20 protein-coding genes are annotated in these 20,190 nt (G+C 55.8%); 3 read left to right on the top strand and 17 right to left on the bottom strand.

Annotated features, from left to right (window positions below):
* Positions 1-23: 23 nt before the first annotated feature.
* The 16 genes from xseB to EXQ56_01020 all read right to left on the bottom strand — a co-directional run bounded on the left by xseB (position 24) and on the right by EXQ56_01020 (position 16,717).
* Complete coding sequence (gene xseB / locus EXQ56_01095) at positions 24-281, bottom strand: exodeoxyribonuclease VII small subunit (GenBank protein MSO19055.1); 258 nt, start codon at positions 279-281, stop codon at positions 24-26.
* A 115-nt stretch (positions 282-396) separates the two neighbouring features.
* Positions 397-1,728 (bottom strand): phenylacetate--CoA ligase family protein, encoded by a 1,332-nt coding sequence (locus EXQ56_01090; GenBank protein ID MSO19054.1) that lies wholly within the window; start codon positions 1,726-1,728, stop codon positions 397-399.
* A gap of 21 nt (positions 1,729-1,749) precedes the next feature.
* Complete coding sequence (locus EXQ56_01085) at positions 1,750-3,282, bottom strand: NADH-quinone oxidoreductase subunit N (protein MSO19053.1); 1,533 nt, start codon at positions 3,280-3,282, stop codon at positions 1,750-1,752.
* Positions 3,269-4,840 (bottom strand): NADH-quinone oxidoreductase subunit M, encoded by a 1,572-nt coding sequence (locus EXQ56_01080; GenBank protein ID MSO19052.1) that lies wholly within the window; start codon positions 4,838-4,840, stop codon positions 3,269-3,271. Before EXQ56_01080 ends, EXQ56_01085 begins: the two co-directional genes overlap by 14 nt.
* A gap of 47 nt (positions 4,841-4,887) precedes the next feature.
* A complete protein-coding gene (locus tag EXQ56_01075) occupies positions 4,888-6,855 on the bottom strand; it encodes an NADH-quinone oxidoreductase subunit L (protein MSO19051.1) in 1,968 nt (655 codons plus the stop codon).
* 15 nt (positions 6,856-6,870) lie between these two features.
* Entirely contained in the window at positions 6,871-7,173 is a 303-nt protein-coding gene (gene nuoK, locus EXQ56_01070; GenBank protein MSO19050.1) for an NADH-quinone oxidoreductase subunit NuoK, read from the bottom strand.
* Between the two features lie 42 nt (positions 7,174-7,215).
* A complete protein-coding gene (locus tag EXQ56_01065; GenBank protein MSO19049.1) occupies positions 7,216-7,710 on the bottom strand; it encodes an NADH-quinone oxidoreductase subunit J in 495 nt (164 codons plus the stop codon).
* 39 nt (positions 7,711-7,749) lie between these two features.
* Entirely contained in the window at positions 7,750-8,784 is a 1,035-nt protein-coding gene (gene nuoH / locus EXQ56_01060) for an NADH-quinone oxidoreductase subunit NuoH (GenBank protein MSO19048.1), read from the bottom strand.
* A 48-nt stretch (positions 8,785-8,832) separates the two neighbouring features.
* Positions 8,833-11,127 (bottom strand): NADH dehydrogenase (quinone) subunit G, encoded by a 2,295-nt coding sequence (gene nuoG, locus EXQ56_01055; GenBank protein ID MSO19047.1) that lies wholly within the window; start codon positions 11,125-11,127, stop codon positions 8,833-8,835.
* Between the two features lie 16 nt (positions 11,128-11,143).
* Positions 11,144-12,988 carry an NADH oxidoreductase (quinone) subunit F gene (gene nuoF, locus EXQ56_01050; protein ID MSO19046.1) on the bottom strand — a complete coding sequence of 615 codons (1,845 nt, stop codon included), beginning with the start codon at positions 12,986-12,988 and terminating at the stop codon, positions 11,144-11,146.
* Positions 12,958-13,161, bottom strand: a complete 204-nt coding sequence (locus EXQ56_01045; protein ID MSO19045.1) for a hypothetical protein — start codon at positions 13,159-13,161, stop codon at positions 12,958-12,960. The genes nuoF and EXQ56_01045 overlap by 31 nt, the downstream gene beginning before the upstream one ends.
* A 203-nt stretch (positions 13,162-13,364) precedes the next feature.
* Complete coding sequence (locus tag EXQ56_01040; protein MSO19044.1) at positions 13,365-13,892, bottom strand: transposase; 528 nt, start codon at positions 13,890-13,892, stop codon at positions 13,365-13,367.
* Positions 13,893-14,019: 127 nt separating this feature from the next.
* Positions 14,020-14,529, bottom strand: a complete 510-nt coding sequence (locus tag EXQ56_01035; GenBank protein ID MSO19043.1) for a hypothetical protein — start codon at positions 14,527-14,529, stop codon at positions 14,020-14,022.
* A 39-nt stretch (positions 14,530-14,568) separates the two neighbouring features.
* The gene (gene nuoD, locus EXQ56_01030) at positions 14,569-15,759 is read right to left on the bottom strand and encodes an NADH dehydrogenase (quinone) subunit D (protein ID MSO19042.1); all 1,191 of its coding nucleotides are present in this window, start codon (positions 15,757-15,759) and stop codon (positions 14,569-14,571) included.
* Positions 15,759-16,205: an NADH-quinone oxidoreductase subunit C gene (locus tag EXQ56_01025; GenBank protein MSO19041.1), complete on the bottom strand. Its 447-nt coding sequence runs from the start codon at positions 16,203-16,205 to the stop codon at positions 15,759-15,761. The genes nuoD and EXQ56_01025 overlap by 1 nt, the downstream gene beginning before the upstream one ends.
* A gap of 32 nt (positions 16,206-16,237) precedes the next feature.
* Positions 16,238-16,717 carry an NADH-quinone oxidoreductase subunit A gene (locus EXQ56_01020; GenBank protein MSO19040.1) on the bottom strand — a complete coding sequence of 160 codons (480 nt, stop codon included), beginning with the start codon at positions 16,715-16,717 and terminating at the stop codon, positions 16,238-16,240.
* Between the two features lie 161 nt (positions 16,718-16,878).
* On the opposite strand from EXQ56_01020, the gene EXQ56_01015 reads away from it, so the two are divergent.
* Positions 16,879-17,511, top strand: a complete 633-nt coding sequence (locus tag EXQ56_01015) for a hypothetical protein (protein ID MSO19039.1) — start codon at positions 16,879-16,881, stop codon at positions 17,509-17,511.
* Between the two features lie 91 nt (positions 17,512-17,602).
* A complete protein-coding gene (thiS, locus tag EXQ56_01010) occupies positions 17,603-17,866 on the top strand; it encodes a sulfur carrier protein ThiS (GenBank protein MSO19038.1) in 264 nt (87 codons plus the stop codon).
* A 23-nt stretch (positions 17,867-17,889) separates the two neighbouring features.
* On the opposite strand, the gene ribA is transcribed toward thiS, so the two are convergent.
* Positions 17,890-18,552 carry a GTP cyclohydrolase II gene (ribA, locus tag EXQ56_01005; GenBank protein MSO19037.1) on the bottom strand — a complete coding sequence of 221 codons (663 nt, stop codon included), beginning with the start codon at positions 18,550-18,552 and terminating at the stop codon, positions 17,890-17,892.
* 145 nt (positions 18,553-18,697) lie between these two features.
* Here ribA and EXQ56_01000 point away from each other — a divergent pair, with 145 nt between their 5' ends.
* Positions 18,698-20,011 (top strand): sensor histidine kinase, encoded by a 1,314-nt coding sequence (locus EXQ56_01000; protein ID MSO19036.1) that lies wholly within the window; start codon positions 18,698-18,700, stop codon positions 20,009-20,011.
* Positions 20,012-20,190 lie beyond the last annotated feature (179 nt).

Below are 20,190 nucleotides of genomic sequence, written 5' to 3'. Positions count from 1 at the left end.
CGGCGCCGAAGCTGGCCGGATCGCTAGGAGGGCGAGTCACTATCGCCGGGGCGGAAGGGTTCTGCGACAACTTTACCGTCCCCTTTCTTGAGAAGGATTTCCACGCGACTTTCCGCTTCTTCCAGCTTCTTGCGGCAGTGGCCGGAGACTTGGACCCCTTCTTCAAAAAGGGCGAGGGCCTTTTCGAGCTGAAGGTCGCCCTGCTCCAGATCGCGCACAATCGTCTCCAGCCGATCCAGGCCAGCTTCAAAGGTTAATTCCAGGTTCGATTTTTCCGCCATATTCGCCATCCGCTCTGATAAAACTCTCGGTTCACTCCACGCGCAGCGCGTGCGCTGATTGTAGCGCATTCCATTCGAGGGCCACAAACTTCAGCCATGCCCGCTCCGGCATCGCTCACGACTTTGCAGGCGTCACGCGGAAGCGCCGCGACTTCATCTCAGCACGCGGCAGGGTTCCGCTTGCTGCGAATTTCACCGCAGGCCGCAGGTTCAAGCTGACGTGCAGAGCGGAGATGACCTTCTCTGCGAATGCCGGCAATTGCGCATCCTTCAGACGATCCGTTTCCAGATGCAATGTCAGTTCCGCCATCTCCCGCTCGCGCGTGACTTCTCCCTGGAATTCGACGATCTCTGGAAACCGCCGCAGGATGTTCTCAATGGCGGCCGGGAAGACGTTAATCCCGCGAATCGTGATCATGTCATCGGCGCGTCCGAGTAGCCCGCCGCGCAGCAGGGCAAATGTTCTCCGGCATGAGCAACGGGTATAGGTCGCCTCGGCCAAGTCTCCTGTTCGATATCGAATGAGAGGAGACTCTGCGCGCCGCAAATTAGTCAGAACTATTTCGCCCCGCTCGCCTGCGCCGACTTGCTTGCCTGTTTTTGGATCGATGACTTCCAGGATGAAGTGCGCTTCATTGACGTGCGGGCCGAGTTGGTGTTGGCACTCGAATCCCACGGCTCCCATCTCAGTCATGCCGCAGTGGTCGTAGGCGCGAACTCCCCAAGTCTGCTCAATTTTTCGGCGAGTGGATGGAATCCCTGCGCCAGGTTCTCCAGCGTGGATGCTGGCTCGCAACCCCAACTTTGCCGGGTCCACACCCATCGTGACCGCCACTTCAGCCAGGCGCAGTGCGTAGGTTGGAGTGCAGATCAGGACCGTTGGTTGAGTGGCCTGCATGGTGGCTATCCGCTGCTCACTGGTTTGCCCCCCGCCGGTAATGGCCAGTGCTCCGATGCGATAGGAAGCCTCAAAACCAGTCCAGAAACCGCTGAAGGGACCGAAAGAGAACGCTGCGAAAACTCGGTCGCCGCGCGTGATGCCTGCTCCACGATAGACAAAGCACCACTGCTCGACAAAGGCACCCCAACTCTCAGCGGTGTCCAGCCAGCGCACGGGCGCGCCGGTAGTCCCAGACGTCTGGTGCATGCGCGTGTAATCGGCCACGGGGTAGGCCAGGTCCGAACCAAACGGCGGATGCGCAAGCTGATCCGCCATTAACTCGGACTTAGTGGTAAAGGGCAGATCGGAGAGTCGGCTCAAGGGAACGGGCGTACGAACTCCCGCCGCTTTGAACTTTGCCCGATAGAAGGGATTGCTCTGCAGCGAAACTGTCTGGAGCTTGCGCAACAATCGGTCCTGTAGCTTCTCCAGTTGCTTGCGAGGCATGATCTCGACAGCGCGATCGTGATAGATGTTTCGAGGTTTCTTGTTGGTCTTGGAAGTCATCGCAGGCCTCAAACAAACGAATTAAAGTTGCGGCAGCCATTGCGCGGCGTACTCAGCCATCCGCAACACCGCGCGCGGTTGTACGCCAATTAGCAGAGTAGCAGCCGCACAGACAATTACCGCTGTTCGTACGCCAGCTGGCATATCAGCGACTGGGGCCGCGGAGTCGGTTGGCTGCTTCATATACATGGCCACGAGTATACGGAGATAATAATAGGCAGCTACCGCGCTGTTCAACACGCCGAATATGGTTAGCCAAAGCAGACCCGAATCCAGCGCAGCGCGGAAGATGTAGAACTTACCGAAAAATCCTGCGGTGAGCGGGATTCCGATGAGTGAAAGCATGAATATCGTCAGCAAGGCAGCCAGGGCAGGCGAACGGAATCCCAACCCGGCATAGTCGTCCAACTCTGTTAACCGCTCCCCGGGACCAGCCACGTGAGTAATCACAATAAATGCGCCGATGTTCATGAAGGCGTAGCCGACCAGGTAAAAAAGAATCGCGGTGATACCATCGGTGGAGCCTGAGGTGAAGGCCACGAGCATGTACCCAGCATGAGCGATGGATGAGTAGGCAAGTAGGCGCTTGAGGTTCGATTGCCAAAGAGCGGCCAGATTTCCCACCGTCATGGTCAGCAGCGCGGTCGCCCACAGCAGATGCGACCACTGCGCCGCGCTGGCTCCCAGGCTCACCATGAAGATGCGGATGAAGGCTGCGAACGCGGCGGCTTTGGGCGCTGTCGATAGCATGGCCGCCACCGGCGCGGGCGCGCCCTGGTAAACGTCAGGGGTCCAGGCCTGAAACGGGACGGCAGAAATCTTGAAGGCCAGTCCGACAAAAATCAGGGCGATGGCAGCGCCGAGCAGTAAATCCATTGAGCCGGTGAATCCGAACTGACTTTGCATTGCAGCAGTTTCCAGTACAGGATGTTCCCCCAAGGCTGCGGAAGCGGGAATGGCGTTCTGTCCACCATAGAGGAAGGCGCGAATCGCGGTTAGTTTTGTGGAGCCGCTTACGCCATATAGCAGCGCGACACCATACAGGAAGAAGGCGGTGGCGAATGATCCCAGCAGAAAATATTTGAGCGACGACTCGCTGGAAGCCGCATCGTTGCGCCGCATGCCGACAAGAATGTAGCTCGATAATGAGGAAATTTCCAGGCCGATGAAGATAACCATCAGGTCGTTGGCCGCCGCCATCAGGCACATTCCCGCCGTGGCAAACAGCATCAGGGCATAGTATTCCCCAATGGCCATGCCTTCGCGCCACAGATATTCGCGGGAAGCCAATCCAACCAGCGCGGCTACCACCAGGAACAATAATTGAAAGTATCTGGCGTAGGGGTCCACGGAGAGAGTGTCCACAAAGGCCAAGCCGCTGTAACTTCGCTGATAGATCACTGCGGCTGACGCGGCGGCCAGTCCGGCCAGCGAAATCGTGCTGCACAGGGAAGCCGCGGTTTCTCTGCGCACGGTTCCCATCATCATGCAGATGATGGCGGTGATGGTGAGAATTCCAATGGGCAGTATGGCGGCCAGATCAAGGGCGGTCATGTTCCCCCTTGGCGATCTGGTATCCGGTCTGATCCGGCGCGGGTGCATCCTTGCTCGATGAGTCCTTGCGGACTTCCAATTGGACTTGGCCCAGTCGATCCATCAATTTGGCGGCTGGCAGGTCCATCTTCTGCAGGAAAAATGATGGGGCGATCCCCATAAAGAGCATCAGCGCAACGGTTGGCAACAGGATTAATTTTTCGCGTCGATCCAAATCGAGCAATCCGGAATAAGACGGTTTCGGCTCGCCATAAAATACGCGTTGGAACATCCAGAGCATATATGCGGCGGAAAGAAATACTCCCACCGAAGCTAGGATTGCAGAAGTAACATGCTGGTCAAATACACCGACAAGAATCAGGAATTCACCGACGAAGTTATTCAGCAGTGGCAGGCCAATGCTGGAAAGAGTGGTCACCAGGAACATGGCCGTGAGCAGGGGAAGCGGCGTGGCGAGTCCACCCAGATCGGAGATGCGACGCGTATGCACACGGTCATAAAGCATTCCGGTCAGAAGGAAGAGCGCGCCGGTGGATACGCCATGGTTGACCATCTGATAAGTCGCGCCTTCCAGCGCGGCCTGATTGAAAGAAAAAATCCCCAGAACCACAAAGCCTAAATGCGCGATCGATGAATACGCAATCAGCTTCTTCATGTCCGGCTGCACCAGGGCAACCAGTGATCCGTAGAGTATCCCGATGATGGCCAGCGCGTTGATGGCAGGAGCCAGGCTATGGCTCGCATTGGGGAAAAGCGGCAGACAGAAGCGGATCAGGCCGTATGTGCCCATCTTGAGCATGACGCCGGCGAGCATCACGGAGCCCGCCGTGGGCGCTTCCACATGCGCGTCAGGGAGCCAGGTGTGCAGCGGGAACATGGGGACTTTAATGGCGAATGCGATGAAGAAGGCCAGGAAGAGCCACAGTTCCTCGGTGTTGCTGAAGCGGACCGCGCCGCTGGTCAGGGCGGCCATAATGTATTCGTAATCGAATGTGCCGAAGCGCTGGTAGAGCCACAAAATTCCTACCAGCATCAGCAGCGATCCCGCGACTGTGTAGAGGAAAAACTTCTGTGCGGCGTAGATCCGATTCTCGTGTCCCCAGACACCCACCAGGAAATACATGGGCACTAGCGCCGCTTCCCAAAACACGTAGAAGAGGAACAGATCAAGAGACACGAAGACGCCCATCGCAGCAGTCGCGAGAAACAATAGAAAGAAGTGGAACTCTTTGACGTGCTCATTCACGGAACGCCAGGAGATCAGCACGCACAGCACGGTTAGGAAGGTGGTCAACAAAACCAGAAACAAGCTGAGGCCGTCCATCCCAATGTGATACCGAATGGATGGAGAGGTGATCCAGGGCATGTCCGTGACGAACTGCATCCCGCTGGTGCTGGGCGAAAAGAACAGCGCCAGGGGGATTGAAAGAGCGAATGCCAGCAGCGAAAAGACCAGTGCCGCCATGCGGACCGCTCTCGGACGGCGGCGCGAAATTGCCAGAAGCGCGACTGCGCCAGCGGCGGGAAGAAATAAAACAACATTGAGCAAAAAGTTCATGTATGCGCCAGCAGTTCCATGTCCCAACTAGAAAATATCAAACCATCTCAACCCGAATAGCCCACCATATATCCGATCAGCAACAGCGCTCCGATGATTACCCATCCGGCATAGGACCGGATGTTCCCTGATTGCAATTTGCGCGCGACACTGCCAAGACCGCGAGTGGCGGTGGCCGCGCCGTTCACCGCGCCATCAATCACCCACTGGTCCACCGCGCGCCAGAGTATGTCGCGTGAAAAAGTAACGAGTGGGCGAACGAACAAAAACTGATAGGCCTCATCGACGTAATACTTGTTTGCTACCAGAGTGCGCAGGGCTCCGGGAGTATCCGCAGCGGCCTCATCGCGGCTCCGCTGGCGGCCATAGAACCACCAGGCCAGAGAAATTCCGCTCAGAGATATCAGAACTGAAATAGCCATCAATAGATACTCTGTCGAAGCCTTATGATGCGCGGCAGCATGATTCACGTCAGCGGCTTGTGTAAACACCGGGGCCATGAAGTGATTCCATTGGTCGCCACCGCCGAGCAATGCGGGGATGCCTATCCAGCCCCCGGCGACTGACAGCACTGCGAGGATCATCAGCGGTATGGTCATAGTCGCGGGAGACTCATGCGGTGCATGGCCCCCGTGGCCATTTCCATGCGCTCCTTGGGCACGCGCCGCGGTTGCCTCAAATCTGGGCTGCCCGTGAAACGTCAAGAAGTAGAGCCGGAACATATAGAAGGACGTAAATGCCGCAGTGGTTACTCCGATGATCCAGAAGGCCAGGCCGCCGTGTTCGCTTGAGTACGCTTCCCACAGAATTTGATCCTTACTGAAGAAACCCGCGAACGGGGGCAGAGCGGCAATAGCCAGGCAGGCAATAAGAAAGGTAATCGACGTCCATGGCATGAATTTGCGCAGGCCGCCCATCTTGTTAATATCCTGCTCGCCGCCCATGCCGTGGATGACGCTGCCCGCGCCGAGGAAGAGTAGCGCCTTAAAGAACGCATGGGTCATCAGATGAAACACCGCCGCGCTGAATGCCGCCACACCGCAGGCCATGACCATATATCCAATCTGGCTGATAGTGGAATAGGCGAGCACTTTTTTAATGTCGGTCTGCACTACCGCGATGGTGGCGGCATAGAGGGCCGTGACCGCTCCGATAACCGCTACCATGGTTAGGGCGTCAGGCGCATTCAAATAGATGGCGGACGAGCGCGCCATCAGATAGACGCCCGCCGTTACCATGGTCGCGGCGTGAATCAGCGCGCTGACCGGCGTGGGGCCAGCCATTGCGTCCGGTAGCCAGATGTAGAGCGGGACTTGAGCCGACTTGCCTGTTGCACCCAGCAGAAATAACAGGCCGATGATGGTGAGCGGTCCCCACGCACCGTGCTCAGGGGCAAACTGCGCGGCGGCGGGCAGGACTTCAGTAAAGTTCAGAGAGTCGAAGGTCTTAAAGATCAGCAGCACTGCGGCGACGATTCCTAGATCCCCCAGCCGTGTAACCAGAAATGCCTTCTTGCCCGCGTCGGCGGCTTCCGGCTTGCGGAAGTAGTAGCCGATCAACAGATATGAGCAGAGTCCGACGCCTTCCCATCCGACCAACAGCAATAAGTAGTTTCCTGCCAACACCAGCGTCAGCATGAAAAACAAAAAGAGATTCAGATAGGCAAAGAAACGGTAGAAGCCCGCGTCTCCAGACATGTATCCGGCGGCGTAGATGTGGATCAACAATCCGACGCCCGTAACCACCAGCGTCATTACCGCGGCGAGCGGATCGAAATAATAGTTGAAATCGACATGGAAATTACCGGCATAAATCCATGGCATGTGAGATTCGACTACCGGTGTGCCGCTATATAGAAAGAAAGCGCGCAGCGACAGGGCCAGTGAGATCGCAACCGACGTAGCGGCAATCGCTGCGACGCCGCGTTCCGACCGCTGTTTTCCCGTGAGTCCATTGATGGCCGCGCCGAGCAGCGGGACCAGCGGAATCAGCCAAAGATAAAAGTTTGCATCCATGCTTGTGCGCGACACTTATAGTTTCAGGAGACTGATCTCATCGACATTCAACGTCTGGCGATTTCTGAATACAGAGATGATGATGGCCAGTCCGACGGCGGCCTCAGCAGCCGCAACCACCATCACGAAAAATACAAATATCTGGCCATCCAACTGACGGAAGTAGTAAGACAGCGCGACAAACGAAAGGTTCACGGCATTGAGCATCAGCTCGACGGACATAAACAGCGTGACCAAATTGCGCTTAAAAATAAATCCCGCGACACCCAGGCTAAACAGGATGGCCGAGAGAACCAGATAGTAGGACAACGGAACCATAACTTCTCCTGTGCACTCGCGCTGCCATTCACGCGGCAAGCACTAAGTTTCCTTCTTTGCCAGAACCACCGCGCCGACGATCGCCACCAGTATGAGGATCGAGACCACTTCGAACGGCAGCATATAGTAAATATAGAGACGGCGACCGATGTCGGCGGTCTGGCCGGGGAAATCACCGAAACGCACTGCCGCATCCGGCGGAAAATTGCGATAGACCAGCGAAGTCAGCAAGCCGAGCAACAACACTACCAGCGGCGCGCCCAGTTGTTTCGCCATCCGGCTGCGGTTGGTGCGCTCTTCCACGCCGGCGTTCAGCAGCATGATCACGAAAACGAACAGGACCATGATGGCCCCGGCATAGACGATTACCTGAACAGCGGCGATAAACTCCGCTCCCAGCATTAAATACAAAGAGGCGAGCGAAGCCATGACACCGATCAACGAGATGGCGCCGTAGATGGGGTGCCGCTGCACCAGCAGGTTGATGGCAAAGCCCACCGCCGCCGCCGCAAAAACAAAAAATAGTATTTCGTACATGGGACTCAATTCACCCGTTTACAAAACTACACCGTAGAACTAACCGCCGTACCGGACGGCTTGAATAAAACTAGTCAGAACCATATTCGCGAGGGCCAGCGGCAGAAGAAACTTCCAGCCGAAGGCCATCAATTGATCATAGCGGAAACGAGGCAGCGTGCCGCGAATCCAGACATAGACAAACAAAAAAGCCAGGACCTTTAGAAAAAACCAGAGCAGGGGCAGCACCGTCTGCAAAGCTTCTGGTCCGAAGACCGGTCCGCTCCAGCCGCCGAAGTATAATACCGTCGCCACGCAGGAGACCGCCGTCATGTTGGTGTATTCCGCCAGAAAGAACATGGCGAAGCGCATGCTGGAGTATTCCGTGTGATAGCCCGCGACCAACTCTGTTTCAGCCTCCGGCAGATCGAACGGCAGACGATTGGTCTCAGCGATGGCGGAGACGAAGTAGCAGAAGAATCCGATGAATTGGGGAATGACATTCCAGTGTGGGATGAATCCCCACCACGAGCCGGACTGGTTGTCTACCACCTGGCGCAGGCTGAGGCTGCCAGTTAGCAGGACGACACCCACGATGGCGAGTCCCATGGCCAGCTCGTAGCTGATCATCTGCGCCGAGCTGCGCAGTCCACCAAGCAGCGAGTACTTGCTGTTGGACGACCAGCCGGCCAATACAATGCCATACACGCCCATGGAGCTGACAGAAAGAATGAAGAGCAACCCAATGTCGAGATCAGTGATCTGGAAAATATCGATGCCGCCCATCACGGTTCGTGGGCCAAAAGGGATGACCGCGAACACCAGCAGCGCAGTGATCACCGCCAGACAGGGTGCCGCCAGATACACCAGACGAAAGACGCCCGATGGCGTAATGTCCTCTTTGGTGATGAGCTTAATGACATCGGCCAGTGGTTGAAGAAGCCCATGCGGGCCCACGCGCGTGGGGCCCCAGCGCGACTGCATGTGGGCCACGACCTTGCGCTCAAACCAGACTGTGTAGGCTACCGCCGTCAAAAGCACGAACACAACGACGACGATTTTCAGCAGCGTGTATAGGAGAAAGGGAAGGTCCATTCTACGTTTTCTTAACTCGTCAAATTTCCAGCGACTGCCATCGAGTCGCTAGAGTAGTTCCGGCTGCTTCCGGGTCGTTCGCTCTGGCACAAGGTTGAGTATCGAGCTATATCTGCCCATCGTTCCAGATGAGAAGAGATGATCTTGCACGGACCGTATCTGAACTAAGCTCTGGTTTTCAACCGGGCCAGGTGTCTCGGATGCGCTGCCCGGGAGCATCTGGGCCATGCCGGAAATCACCGCGGCATAAGAGACGGTGTAACCGGGAACGACCCGAAGTATTTCCCGCAGAATTTCATCCGGACTTGCGGGCAGAGAATCAGCGCCAAGCTGTCGCGCCATATCCGCTATGATATCGATGTCCGGACGCGCTCCGGGCAGGTTAATCGCCATACGCCTGCGCTGCAGTTCGCCGCAGGTATTGGTTACTGTGCCGTTGCACTCATAGGCGCTGGCAGCGGGGAGCACCACGTCGGCGGCCTGCGCTGTTTCATGCAGGAACAAATCCTGAACAACGAGAAACGACTTGCCTGCAAGATCATTCGGATTGCGAGTCTTCCAAGGATTCGCACCGACAACATATAGCGAATCCGCTCGGCTCTCGCCAACTGCCTGCAGCATTTGTTCGTAATTCATGCCGGGATCAGGAGAGATAGCCGCTCCCCAGGCCGCCTCGAACTGAAGCCGAAGCACATCGTTCCGTACGGACTGAAAACCTGGAAGCAGGTGCGGATAGAGTCCCATGTCAGCGGCACCACGCGAATTGCTGTAGTCGGCCAGCGCGATGTAACGGGCTGGACCTTTCAGCATTTCGCCAAGTTTTACTAATTGCGAGATGCTAGTGCCGTACACTTCCGATCCAAAAACGATTACTACATTTTCCTCTGCCAGCAATTTGTCGCGGAATTCTTGTAGTGAGTCTGTGGATACATTGCGACCGCCGGCCGTGCGTCCAATCAGCTCGGTCGCGGCGGTGCTGTCTCCGGTGAGATATCTGATGGCGGTGTTCTCGCAGCCCGCTCCAACTGGAATCAGGCGGAAGCTCTGCTTTGCCAGCGGAATTTCGCGCGAGTTGATCACGTAGAGTCGCGCTCCAGCCAATCGGACGGCTTCGCGAATGTTCCACGCCAACAGCGGATGCTGGTCGGTTGGATTATTTCCCACGATCAGAATTGCCTTAGCTTGAGCCAAGTCGCGGGAGCTCGCTAGCGGCAATTGACCGGAGGTGCCGGAGGTTGCCGATAGCGCCGACATCAGAGCAGGGAAATCGGCGGTGCGCAGATGGTCGATGTGGTTGGAGCGCAGAACAGTTCGCGTGAACCGTTGCAGCAGATAGTTCGTCTCATTGGTGGTGTGGTTGGAGCCAATGACAGCGACACCGACTCGTTCCGGTGGAAGTTGCCGGTCGACGGTCTGCTTCCAGCGCGCGGCCACCGTGCGAATGGCTTCGTCCCAGCTAACTTCCGTCAGCGTTCCAGACTTGCGGACCAGCGGACGTTTCAGGCGATCCGCGTGCTCGACGAAATCATACGCGTAGCGGCCTTTGATGCACAGGAATTCGCCGTTAACTCCGCTGTGATCGCGATTGTTGCCGCGAAGAATCTTGTTGTTGCGCACACTCAGCGTGGTTTTGCAGCCGTCGCCACAGTGGGTGCAGATGGTGGAGACGTACTGAATCTCCCAGGGCCGGGCCTTGTATCGATACGCGCCGCTGGTGAGCGCTCCCACGGGACAGATGTCGATGCACATGCCGCACTCTTCGCATTCGAGATGGTCGCCGTGATTCGGCGCAATCTCGGAGCCCGCTCCGCGGTTGATGACTCCCAATGCGCCAACGCCCATGCCTTCATCACAGACACGGACGCAGCGGTAGCAGAGGATGCACCGCGGGGCGTCAAAGAAAACAACAGGAGACCACTGCTGCTCTTCCACGTGGTGTTTCTCTTCGGTGAAGCGGCTTTCGCCGGCCCCATAGCGGAACACCATATCCTGCAACTCGCACTCGCCGCCTTTGTCGCACACTGGGCAATCCAGCGGGTGATTGGCCAGCAGCAATTCCAGCATGGAGCGACGCGCATCGGCCACCGGCTGCGTCGCAGTGCGCACGATCATGCCTTCGGCAACGGGAACCGTGCAGGCGGTTTGCAGCTTGGGCGTTTTCTCAATCTCCACCAGGCACATGCGACACGCCGCCTGCAGCGAGAGGCCCGGGTAGTAGCAAAACGAAGGCACCTCGATGCCCGACGCGCGGCAGGCGTCAATCAGCAACGTACCTGGACGAGCGTGCAGTTCTCGTCCATCAACTGTGAATTTCAGCATGTCGAATTTTAGCGTGTCAGGCATTTTCTCGATTCAGTTCCTAATGAGCGAGCAAAACTGCGTCCGCCTGCGGATCAAATGGACAGGGCTTGCCAGACAAGTGCTGCTCAAACTCTTCGCGAAATTTCTGTACGAATGCGATTGTAGGCATGGCCGCGGCGTCGCCTAGCGGACAGAATGTCCGGCCCAGCATGTTCTTCGCCAGGTCTTCGATCAGGCGAATGTCTTCCTCTCTTCCGCCGCCAGCGTGGAAACGCGTCAGCGTCTTCTTCAGCCAGGACGTGCCTTCGCGGCAGGGTATGCACCAGCCGCAACTTTCGTGGGCGTAGAACTGCATCAGCCGCAGGGCGACGCGCACCATGCAGGTGTCTTCGTGCATCACGATCACGGCCCCGGAGCCCAGCATCGACCCCGCCTTGGCCACGGACTCGAAATCCATGGGAGTGTCCAGCGCATCGGCAGTCAGCACGGGAGTGGATGATCCTCCTGGAATGACTGCCTTCACTTTTTTTCCGTCGAGGATGCCGCCACCGACCTCCTCGATCATGCGGCGCAATGAAAAGCCCATCGGCAGTTCATAAACGCCAGGCCGGTTAACGTGTCCGGAGAGAACGAACATCCGCGTGCCACCGTTCCTGGGTGTGCCCAGGCCTGCGTACCATGCGCCGCCTTCGCGTATAACGGCGGGAACAGCGGAGAATGTCTCCACATTGTTAAGAACTGTAGGTCCGCCGTAAAGTCCCACAACAGCCGGAAATGGCGGACGGATGCGCGGAATGCCACGTTTGCCTTCCAGCGATTCCAGCAGCGCCGACTCCTCGCCGCATTCGTATGCGCCTGCGCCGGTGTGCGTGCATAGTTCAAAGTTGAAACCGGTGCCGAGGATATTCTTGCCTAGGTATCCGCGCGCGTAAGCCTCTGCGATGGCACGGTCAAGGATATCGATCAGATAGCGATACTCGCCGCGCACATAGATGTAGCCCTGGTGCGCGTCCACCACGAAGCCAGCCAGCAACAAGCCCTCGATCAACTGGTGAGGTTCGTTCTGCATCAGCAAGCGGTCTTTGCAGGTGCCGGGCTCGCTTTCATCCGCGTTGCAGACGATGTATTTCGGCTTCTCCGCCTTTTTGGGCACGAAGGTCCATTTCATCCCGGTGGGGAAACCCGCGCCGCCGCGTCCGCGCAGATTGGATGCTTTCATCTCCTCGATCACCGCTTCCGGCGTCATCTGTTTGAGCGCTTTTTCGATGGCCGTATAGCCATCGTTGGCCAGATAGGTGTCGAGGGCTGCCGGGTTCGGATGGTGAGAGGTTCGCGTGAGCACGGGAACTTCATGTTCAGAAACTGACTGCGCGGGGAGGTCCGGCTTGGCTGTTCCAGCGCGCAACTGATCCAGCAGCGCATCGAACTTTTCCGGCGTCACTTCGTGATAGAAATCGTAATTGTCCTGTAGCGCCGGTGCCCAGGCGCACGCGCCGATGCACTCGACTTCTTCAATGGAAAACTCGCCGTCGGCGGTTACTTCCTTGTGCCCGATGCCAAGCTTCCGCTTGGCGTGGTCATAGAGTTTATCGCCGCCGCGCAGCAGGCAGGAGATGTTGGTGCAAATCTGCAAATTGTGCCGGCCCGCGGGTTTCTTGCGCAGCATCGAGTAGTACGAGATAACCTCTTCCACTTCGAGTACACGCAAGTCCACGCGCCGCGCGATCTCCGCGATCAGCTCTTTGCTGAGATAGTTGTGCTCATCCTGCGCATACAGCAGCAGCGGCACAAGAATCGAGCGCTTCACCGGATAACGCGAGAGCAGCGTTTGATATTTCGCTTCGAGTTTTTCATTAAACTGCATGATTGTTCTTACGCGCTTTCCTGAGCAGTCCCCCGCCATTTCCGAAGTAACCCCTCAGCGACCTCCTGATGGGAAACTGTGCGGCCCGCTCGCGCGTCAACTCGCCCCAGTTCTACTGCTTGGATTATATACAGGTTGTACAGCACGTCTTCCAGGCTGCAATCGTCCGGCAACCGGTCCAGCAATGTTCTAACAGTTTCCTTGGTCGGCACTGGCGCTTGTTCCTATTATTCCTCAGTATAAACTTGTTCCGGCTTCCTCTGCACAAAAGGCCCACGATGAGGAAAGCAATTGCCGTGTTTACCCGCTATAGAAAATCGGGAGCGCTGCATACCCGACGTAAGGTACCGTTTCAAAAATGCACAATCACTTCGGTCGTGACGCAAAAGTACGATTTCAAAAATGTGTCAACGCTTCAAGCGCGACGTAAGGGCACGGTTTCAACCGTGCCGATAGGCTCCGCTTTCCTCATGGGTTTTAACCCCTGAGGGCAATCGTCCATCGCAAACGCCCCGGGTGCGGAGGACCAGGGATACTCACTGGCCGATAAAACTAACTTCACCTTTACCGGATTCTGTTCGATGTATCGCAAATGCGTCTGATAATCCTGCGCATCGCGGATACGGTGGTCTGTATAACCCCGCTGCCACACAGGCAGTTGGAAATTCAGCGCCTGTGAAATCCTGCGAGATGATCCACCTTTAATAAACTGCACCGCCCGCTCCAGCGTGATTTCCTGGCTCGGCGTCAGCATGACATGAATGTGATCGGGCATCAGCACAAAAGAATGCGGCAGATAGCTGTGTTTCTCCCGATAATGAAGCAACGTCCCAATCACAATTTCGCAAACCGCGGGTTTGATGAAGAGTTTCCGGCTCTCCCACGTGCGGGAGGTAACGAAGTACGTTCCGGCGTCTTTCGTGCGTCTCGGTGGAACAGCCATATTCCCTCAACGGTTAAAACCGCTTCCGTTTTGCGAGCTTATCGGCACGGTTGAAGCCGTGCCCTTACGCCTGCTTCGACAGAAATACTCGGACAGCGAGAAACCTGTTATTCACGTTATTACAGAGTTACAGGCTATCTCTCTTCTTCAAGCTCACGTACCAGTTTATTTCGTCATGCAGATGTAGTCGATGGCCTAAAGGAAAGAGAACTGACCGACTCTCCTCAAGAGCAGCTTCGGCTTCGTATCGGGTCGGACGATACGCGTGCTTGTGAACAACTTGGTTTCGTAGATTGTTTATCTTTATTTCCTTTACTGACTTGAGGAGAGCGACCAATTGCTTGTCGGGATGTGCCTCAAGTTCTTCAGGAGTTGGCTCACGTAGACGGTTCCCTAATGCCGCGATAGCGGACTCTGCTTCAAGCAGACTCTTCGGGGAGATTCCGGAGAGAAGTTGTCGCAGGAACAGCGCGCGCATACGGACAAACGTGCAATCATGATCGGTCCGCCGATTGAATGTGTTCTCTTGGCCACACCAAGGACACTCGGCAACGAAGCTCTCGTAGCTTGGCCGCACTTTCTTTGTGTAAGGCATCCCGCTATGATCGAGAAAGCTATCCAATTCCTGAGATTCCATGAAATGCTCTTCCTCGTCCTGCATCGTTGCTGTACAAATCTACCGGTCGATCTCTCCCAGCACGATGTCGATGCTGCCGATGCAGGCGATCATGTCGCTGAGCAGGCGGCCTTCGGCGAGGCGCGGCAGTACGTGCAAGTTAGAGAACGACGGCGAGCGGACCTTCACTCGATAGGGATGCGCCGTGCCGTCGCTGACGACGTAATAGCCCATTTCGCCGCGGGGCGACTCGATGGCTTGATAGACCTCGCCGGGCGGGACGCGGAAGCCTTCCGTCACGATTTTGAAATGGTAGATTAACGATTCCATCTCGGTCTTCATTTTCTCGCGGTCGGGCAGGACGATTCCGGGAGCCTTCGCGCGGACCGGGCCGTCGGGCATATTTTCCGCGGCCTGATTCACGATGCGCACGCTCTGGTGCAATTCCTCGATGCGAACCAGGTAACGGGCGTAAACGTCGCCCTCAGTGCGCACCGGAACGTCGAACTTATAATTCTCATAGCCGGAGTAAGGCTCGTCGCGGCGCAGATCGTAGTCGATTCCCGAGGCGCGCGCTGTGGGGCCGGTGACGGCGAAATCGAGCGCATCCTCTTTGGTAAGAATGCCGACGCCAACCGTGCGGCGCTTCCAGATGGGGTTGCGGGTCAGCAGCGATTCGTACTCGCGCAACCGGTCGGGGAAATAACCCATGAAGTGTTTCACGCGCGGGAGAAATTCCGGCGGCGGTTCCAAGGCCAGGCCGCCGACGCGGAAATAGCTGGTCATCATGCGCTGCCCGGAGACCAACTCGAATATTTTGAGAATCTCCTCGCGCTCGCGAAAGCAATAGAGGAAGACGGACATGGCGCCGATGTCGATGGCGTGTGTGCCGAGCCAGACCAGATGGCTGGCGATGCGGCTCAATTCGTTCAGCAGCACTCGGGTTTGTTGAGCGCGGAGAGGCGGCGCCAGGCCAAGCAGCTTCTCGACCGCCAGGACGTAACAGAGATTATTGGTGAGCGGGCAGAGGTAGTCGATGCGATCGGTGAGCGTAATCACCTGATGGTAGGTTTTCTCTTCGCAGGTTTTCTCAATGCCGGTGTGCAGATAACCGATGTCGGGCTTGGCGCTGAGAATGGTCTCACCGTCCAGCTCCAGCACCAGACGGAGCACGCCGTGCGTGGACGGATGCTGTGGCCCCATGTTGAGCACCAGCGAACGGGAGCTGGCAGGAATGGCTAGTTCCGCCATTAGCGGTACCCCGTAACTGGATAGTCTTTGCGCAAGGGATGGCCTTCCCAAGTATCTGGTAACAGGATGCGCCGTAGGTCCGGGTGGCCGATGAAGCGGATACCGAACAGGTCAAATATCTCCCGTTCAAACCAGTCAGCGGAATTCCACACCATGCTTACCGAACTAATCTCAGGTTGCTCGCCGCCGATCTTGCATTTTAGCCGCAGGCGTTGTTTGCTATCATGACAGAGCAAATGATAGACGACTTCAAAACGCGGCTCGGACGGGTAGCAATCCACCACGGTGGAGTTCGACAGCATTCGGTACCCGCGGTGGGATTTCAGGAATTCGCAAACTGGCCGTATCTGGTTCGGCTCAATCTGGAATGTCCACTCGCCCCGCTCGCAACCGCCATCAATGATGGCGAGCGGCTCAGATTCCATGAGCGCGACGGCATCGGGCATCGCGGTCAATTTTAGTTGAAGGTCCTCAAGCTTCATTGAGACCCTCCGGAGAATGGAGTAGCTTCATGGACAACCTTTGGGACCACGAGCGAGACACCCTGCAAAGTGACGGGCGGGGTATCCGGCCAATCACTGGTGTCCGTTTCTGACCAGTCAAATATGCCCTGACGCCATAGATAGACGAAGCCAGGCAGAACGAGTCCGATGAACAAAAGCATCTCAATGAATCCGAGCATCCGCAGTTCATGAAAAATAACCGCCCATGGATACAAGAAGATTACTTCCACGTCGAAGAGAATAAATACCATGGCAACGAGGTAGAATTTGACGCTGAAGCGCTGGCGGGCATCACCGGTCGGCACCAGTCCGCATTCATATGCCGCCAACTTTTCCTTGGAGGGACGCCGCGGGCCGAGCAGGTAGGATAGCAATAGCATGCCCACCGCCAACAGAGTCACAACCCCGGCAAGCAGAAGTATGGGAATGTAATTTTCAAAATACCCGTTGGACATGAGACCCGATGTTATAATGAACAGAGAAATAGCGGTAATTATGAATATAGGGGCCGCTCGACCGCCCTGTCAAGTGTAGCAGAATGTGGTGGGTGCGGTCTGCAGAATGGTCGGTTCCAGGGCGTCCCAAAGAGTGAACTAATCTGTGAAAGGTTTGTTGCATGATCTTCGGATTCAATACTGATGTGCAGGGAAAAGATGCGCTCTACCACGTCCAGACGGAAGACCGTGGGCACAAGAATCCAGTCGTTGAATCCATCATTTACGTTGGTGGCAAGATTCTTGGCAAGAGCCGCACCCTCTACGATCCAGCAACTTCCAGCAAAGAGCAGATTGAAGAGGCGGTCCGGCATCAACACAAGGAATTGACGGAAGCGGTCCGTAACGGGACTTGGTTGCCAACCCCGCAGCCCGTTCCCGCTGCACCCCCGTCCCTCGCCAGTGATTCTGTTGCTTCAGCCGCTATGGGTGGCAATGGATCTGCAATTTCCACTCCTGTCTACCTGATCGAAATGACCAATGCAAACGAGTTTCAGCAGGGGGAGTATTTTCGTTTTCAGTTTGCGTTCCGCGAACGGGATAGCAACTTTCCGGCCAGCGATCTGGCATTGGATATCCGCTGGATTGTGGACGGACAGGTTATTGATCAGCAGACGTTGAATTCACGCCGGGACGGTGGCGCGGAGATATGGGTAAGTTCCCCGGAAATTTCGCAGGCCGGGATGCTGATAATTCGGGCGAAAGGTCCGCAAGGCAAGCAGTTCGCCAAGTTCAATATTCAGCCTGTGGCTTGAGCATTTTTGATGTTCCAGTCTTTCCAGAATTTCCAAGTCGATAGGCACTCAAAGCAAATCAAATTCGCCGCGGCATGGTGAGTACTCGCAAATGGATATAGTTGTGAATGGAAAAGTCCGGTCGTTGGACGCTCCATTAACCCTAACCGAGTTTCTTCGCTCGCTCGAGCTGAGATCCGATCGCTGCGCCGTGGAGTTGAATCGCCACATTGTGCCGCGAGAGTCTTGGCCCAACACCGTGTTGAGCGACCAGGACCAACTGGAGATTGTTCATTTTATAGGCGGGGGATCATTTGAGTTTGCGGATAAAAGAGGGGCCGCAACTGCCCTTGATGCTGCCCTTGATGCTGATTGAAGATGCTGATTGAATTATCTCTGCTATTCGCCAATCTTATGGCCCATTTTGTCGCGCTTGGTTCGCAGATATTTCACTCGAGCCTGGTGCGGTTTAGCTTCCACAGGCACGCGTTCCTTGATGGCGATTCCGTTGGCTTCCATAGCCTGTAACTTTTCCGGGTTGTTGGAGAGCATGCGAACTTGCGAAACTCCGTAGTACTGCAGAATCCCGGCTGGCAGACGGTAATCACGCAGGTCCGCCTCGAATCCCAGCCGTTCGTTGGCCTCTATCGTGTCCAGTCCCTCGTCTTGCAACTGATAGGCCAGCAGTTTGTTCATTAGCCCGATGCCGCGGCCTTCCTTTTCTTCATAGATGATAAACCCATAGTCGCTCGCGCCCACCTGAGCCAGGGCCATCTCGAGTTGTTCACGGCAATCACAGCGCAGTGAGCCGAAGACGTCGCCGGTCAGGCATTGGGAGTGAATGCGCACCAATGGAATCTTCCCGGATTGCGGTGTTCCCCGGACTAGAACTACTGCGTTCTCGATGCCGCGATCATCCGTCAGTCGAAATCCGCAGATCCGAAATTTTCCGAAAACAGAGGGGAAGTCGGCCTCCGCGATTTTTACGACGGGAATGCGCGGGGGAGTCTGGACCGGAGTACCCGGTAGATGTGTTGCGGATGGCGCTGCTGGTTTATTCATGTGTTATGCGAAATAAAGTATCGCTCCAATTCATTATAATGAGTGTGCTGGGAAAGAGACAAGCTGGCGACCGACCAACGACCAGAATTGTTGCAAAGAGAAGGTGCCTGATTGATCCTCGACTAGCCGTGATTGGAGCGGATTTTTGAACACTACTTCCCTGAATGCCACTATTGATGCCCGAGATCTGTTACTGCTAATACTTCTCGTGAAGATATTGGCGGCGGCGGCGATAGCCAGCATTTTGGCGCGCTCAAGCTATTTCAGACGCTTATTGTTTTCAACAAGTAAGCAGCTCTCCGATCAGTTCATCTTTGGACTGGTCCTGGGTGTTCCGCTGATGTTCGGTGTGCTGCTCAGGGTTTTATTGAATTATCAACCACCGGACCTCGGGTTGGAGGGCGCGATCCTAGCGGGCGTGCTGGCAGGCCCCGTTGCCGGATTAATGGCCGGGGGGCTGGCTTCGCTTCCCGCCCTGCTCCACAATGAACTGCTGGCTCTACCCGTACTGTTGGCCGCCGGGGCGATGGGAGGATTTGCCCGCAGTCTGGCGCCTGGGAAAGATGATGTCTGGACGTTCTCACCTTTTTTTGACTTAAATCTCTACCGCTGGTTTCGCCAGCGATTCGGCTATCCACGGGCGGAATGGCAGATGTTTTTTTTCCTGGCCATCATCGTCATAGAGGCCGTCCGCATGATCCTGGGTCGACTCTTTCCCGAGCATCTCTATCACGTTCTGGATGGGTCTGTGCCCATTGTTATCGCAATCTGCCTGACGACGATTGCTTGCGTAGCCATCCCCATTACGATCTGGAAGAATGTCCGGAACGATCTGCTATTGGAAGAGCAGCGCCGCCTTCTCGTCCAAGCACGTTTGGACGCATTGACGGCTCAGATCAATCCTCACTTTCTTTTCAATACGCTCAATTCCATTGCCTCGCTTGCGCGTACGGACGCCGAGGCAGCAAGACAGGTAATCTTTAAGTTATCAAGCATTTTAAGGAAATTATTAAAGAAGTCAGATAACTTTTCCACACTGCGGGAAGAGCTTGCTTTCATAGATGACTATCTATCCATTGAGGTCGTCCGGTTTGGCACTGAAAAGCTGAAAATCGAGAAAGAAATTGATCAGGAAGCTCTCTCTACGCCGGTCCCCAGTATGCTGCTGCAACCCATAGTTGAAAATGCCATTAAGCACGGACTTGCTCCCAAGGTTGAAGGGGGAATCATTAATATTCGGGCACATAAACAAAATGGACATCTTCTGCTGGAAGTTCGTGACAACGGTGTCGGCATATCGCGCGAGGTTCTTGATCAGATTAACCAACGAGGAATTGGAATCAGCAATGTTCAGGAGCGGCTGCGCGTTCTTTACGGTGCAAACCATGTTTTTCATATCGAATGCCCAGCTGAAGGTGGGACCACCATCCTGTTGGGACTGCCACTGACAACGGCGTGAGCATTAACAATCTGTTAACAATGCATTAACAATTCTCTATTCATTTTTTCAGCATGATGTTACCGAAAGATTACGATGCTTGTCTTCGTCACGATCCAGGGGTAAAAGGGAAGTCTGATAGTTGTGCGTCGGATTTCCTTGGGTACCCTAAGTGGATTTCGTGGGAGGCAGGAACAACG

The organism is Acidobacteriota bacterium, assembly GCA_009691245.1.
GTDB lineage: Bacteria > Acidobacteriota > Terriglobia > 2-12-FULL-54-10 > 2-12-FULL-54-10 > SHUM01.
The sequence above is the reverse complement of the archived record's forward strand: the minus strand, read 5'-3'. Positions and strand labels throughout refer to the sequence as shown.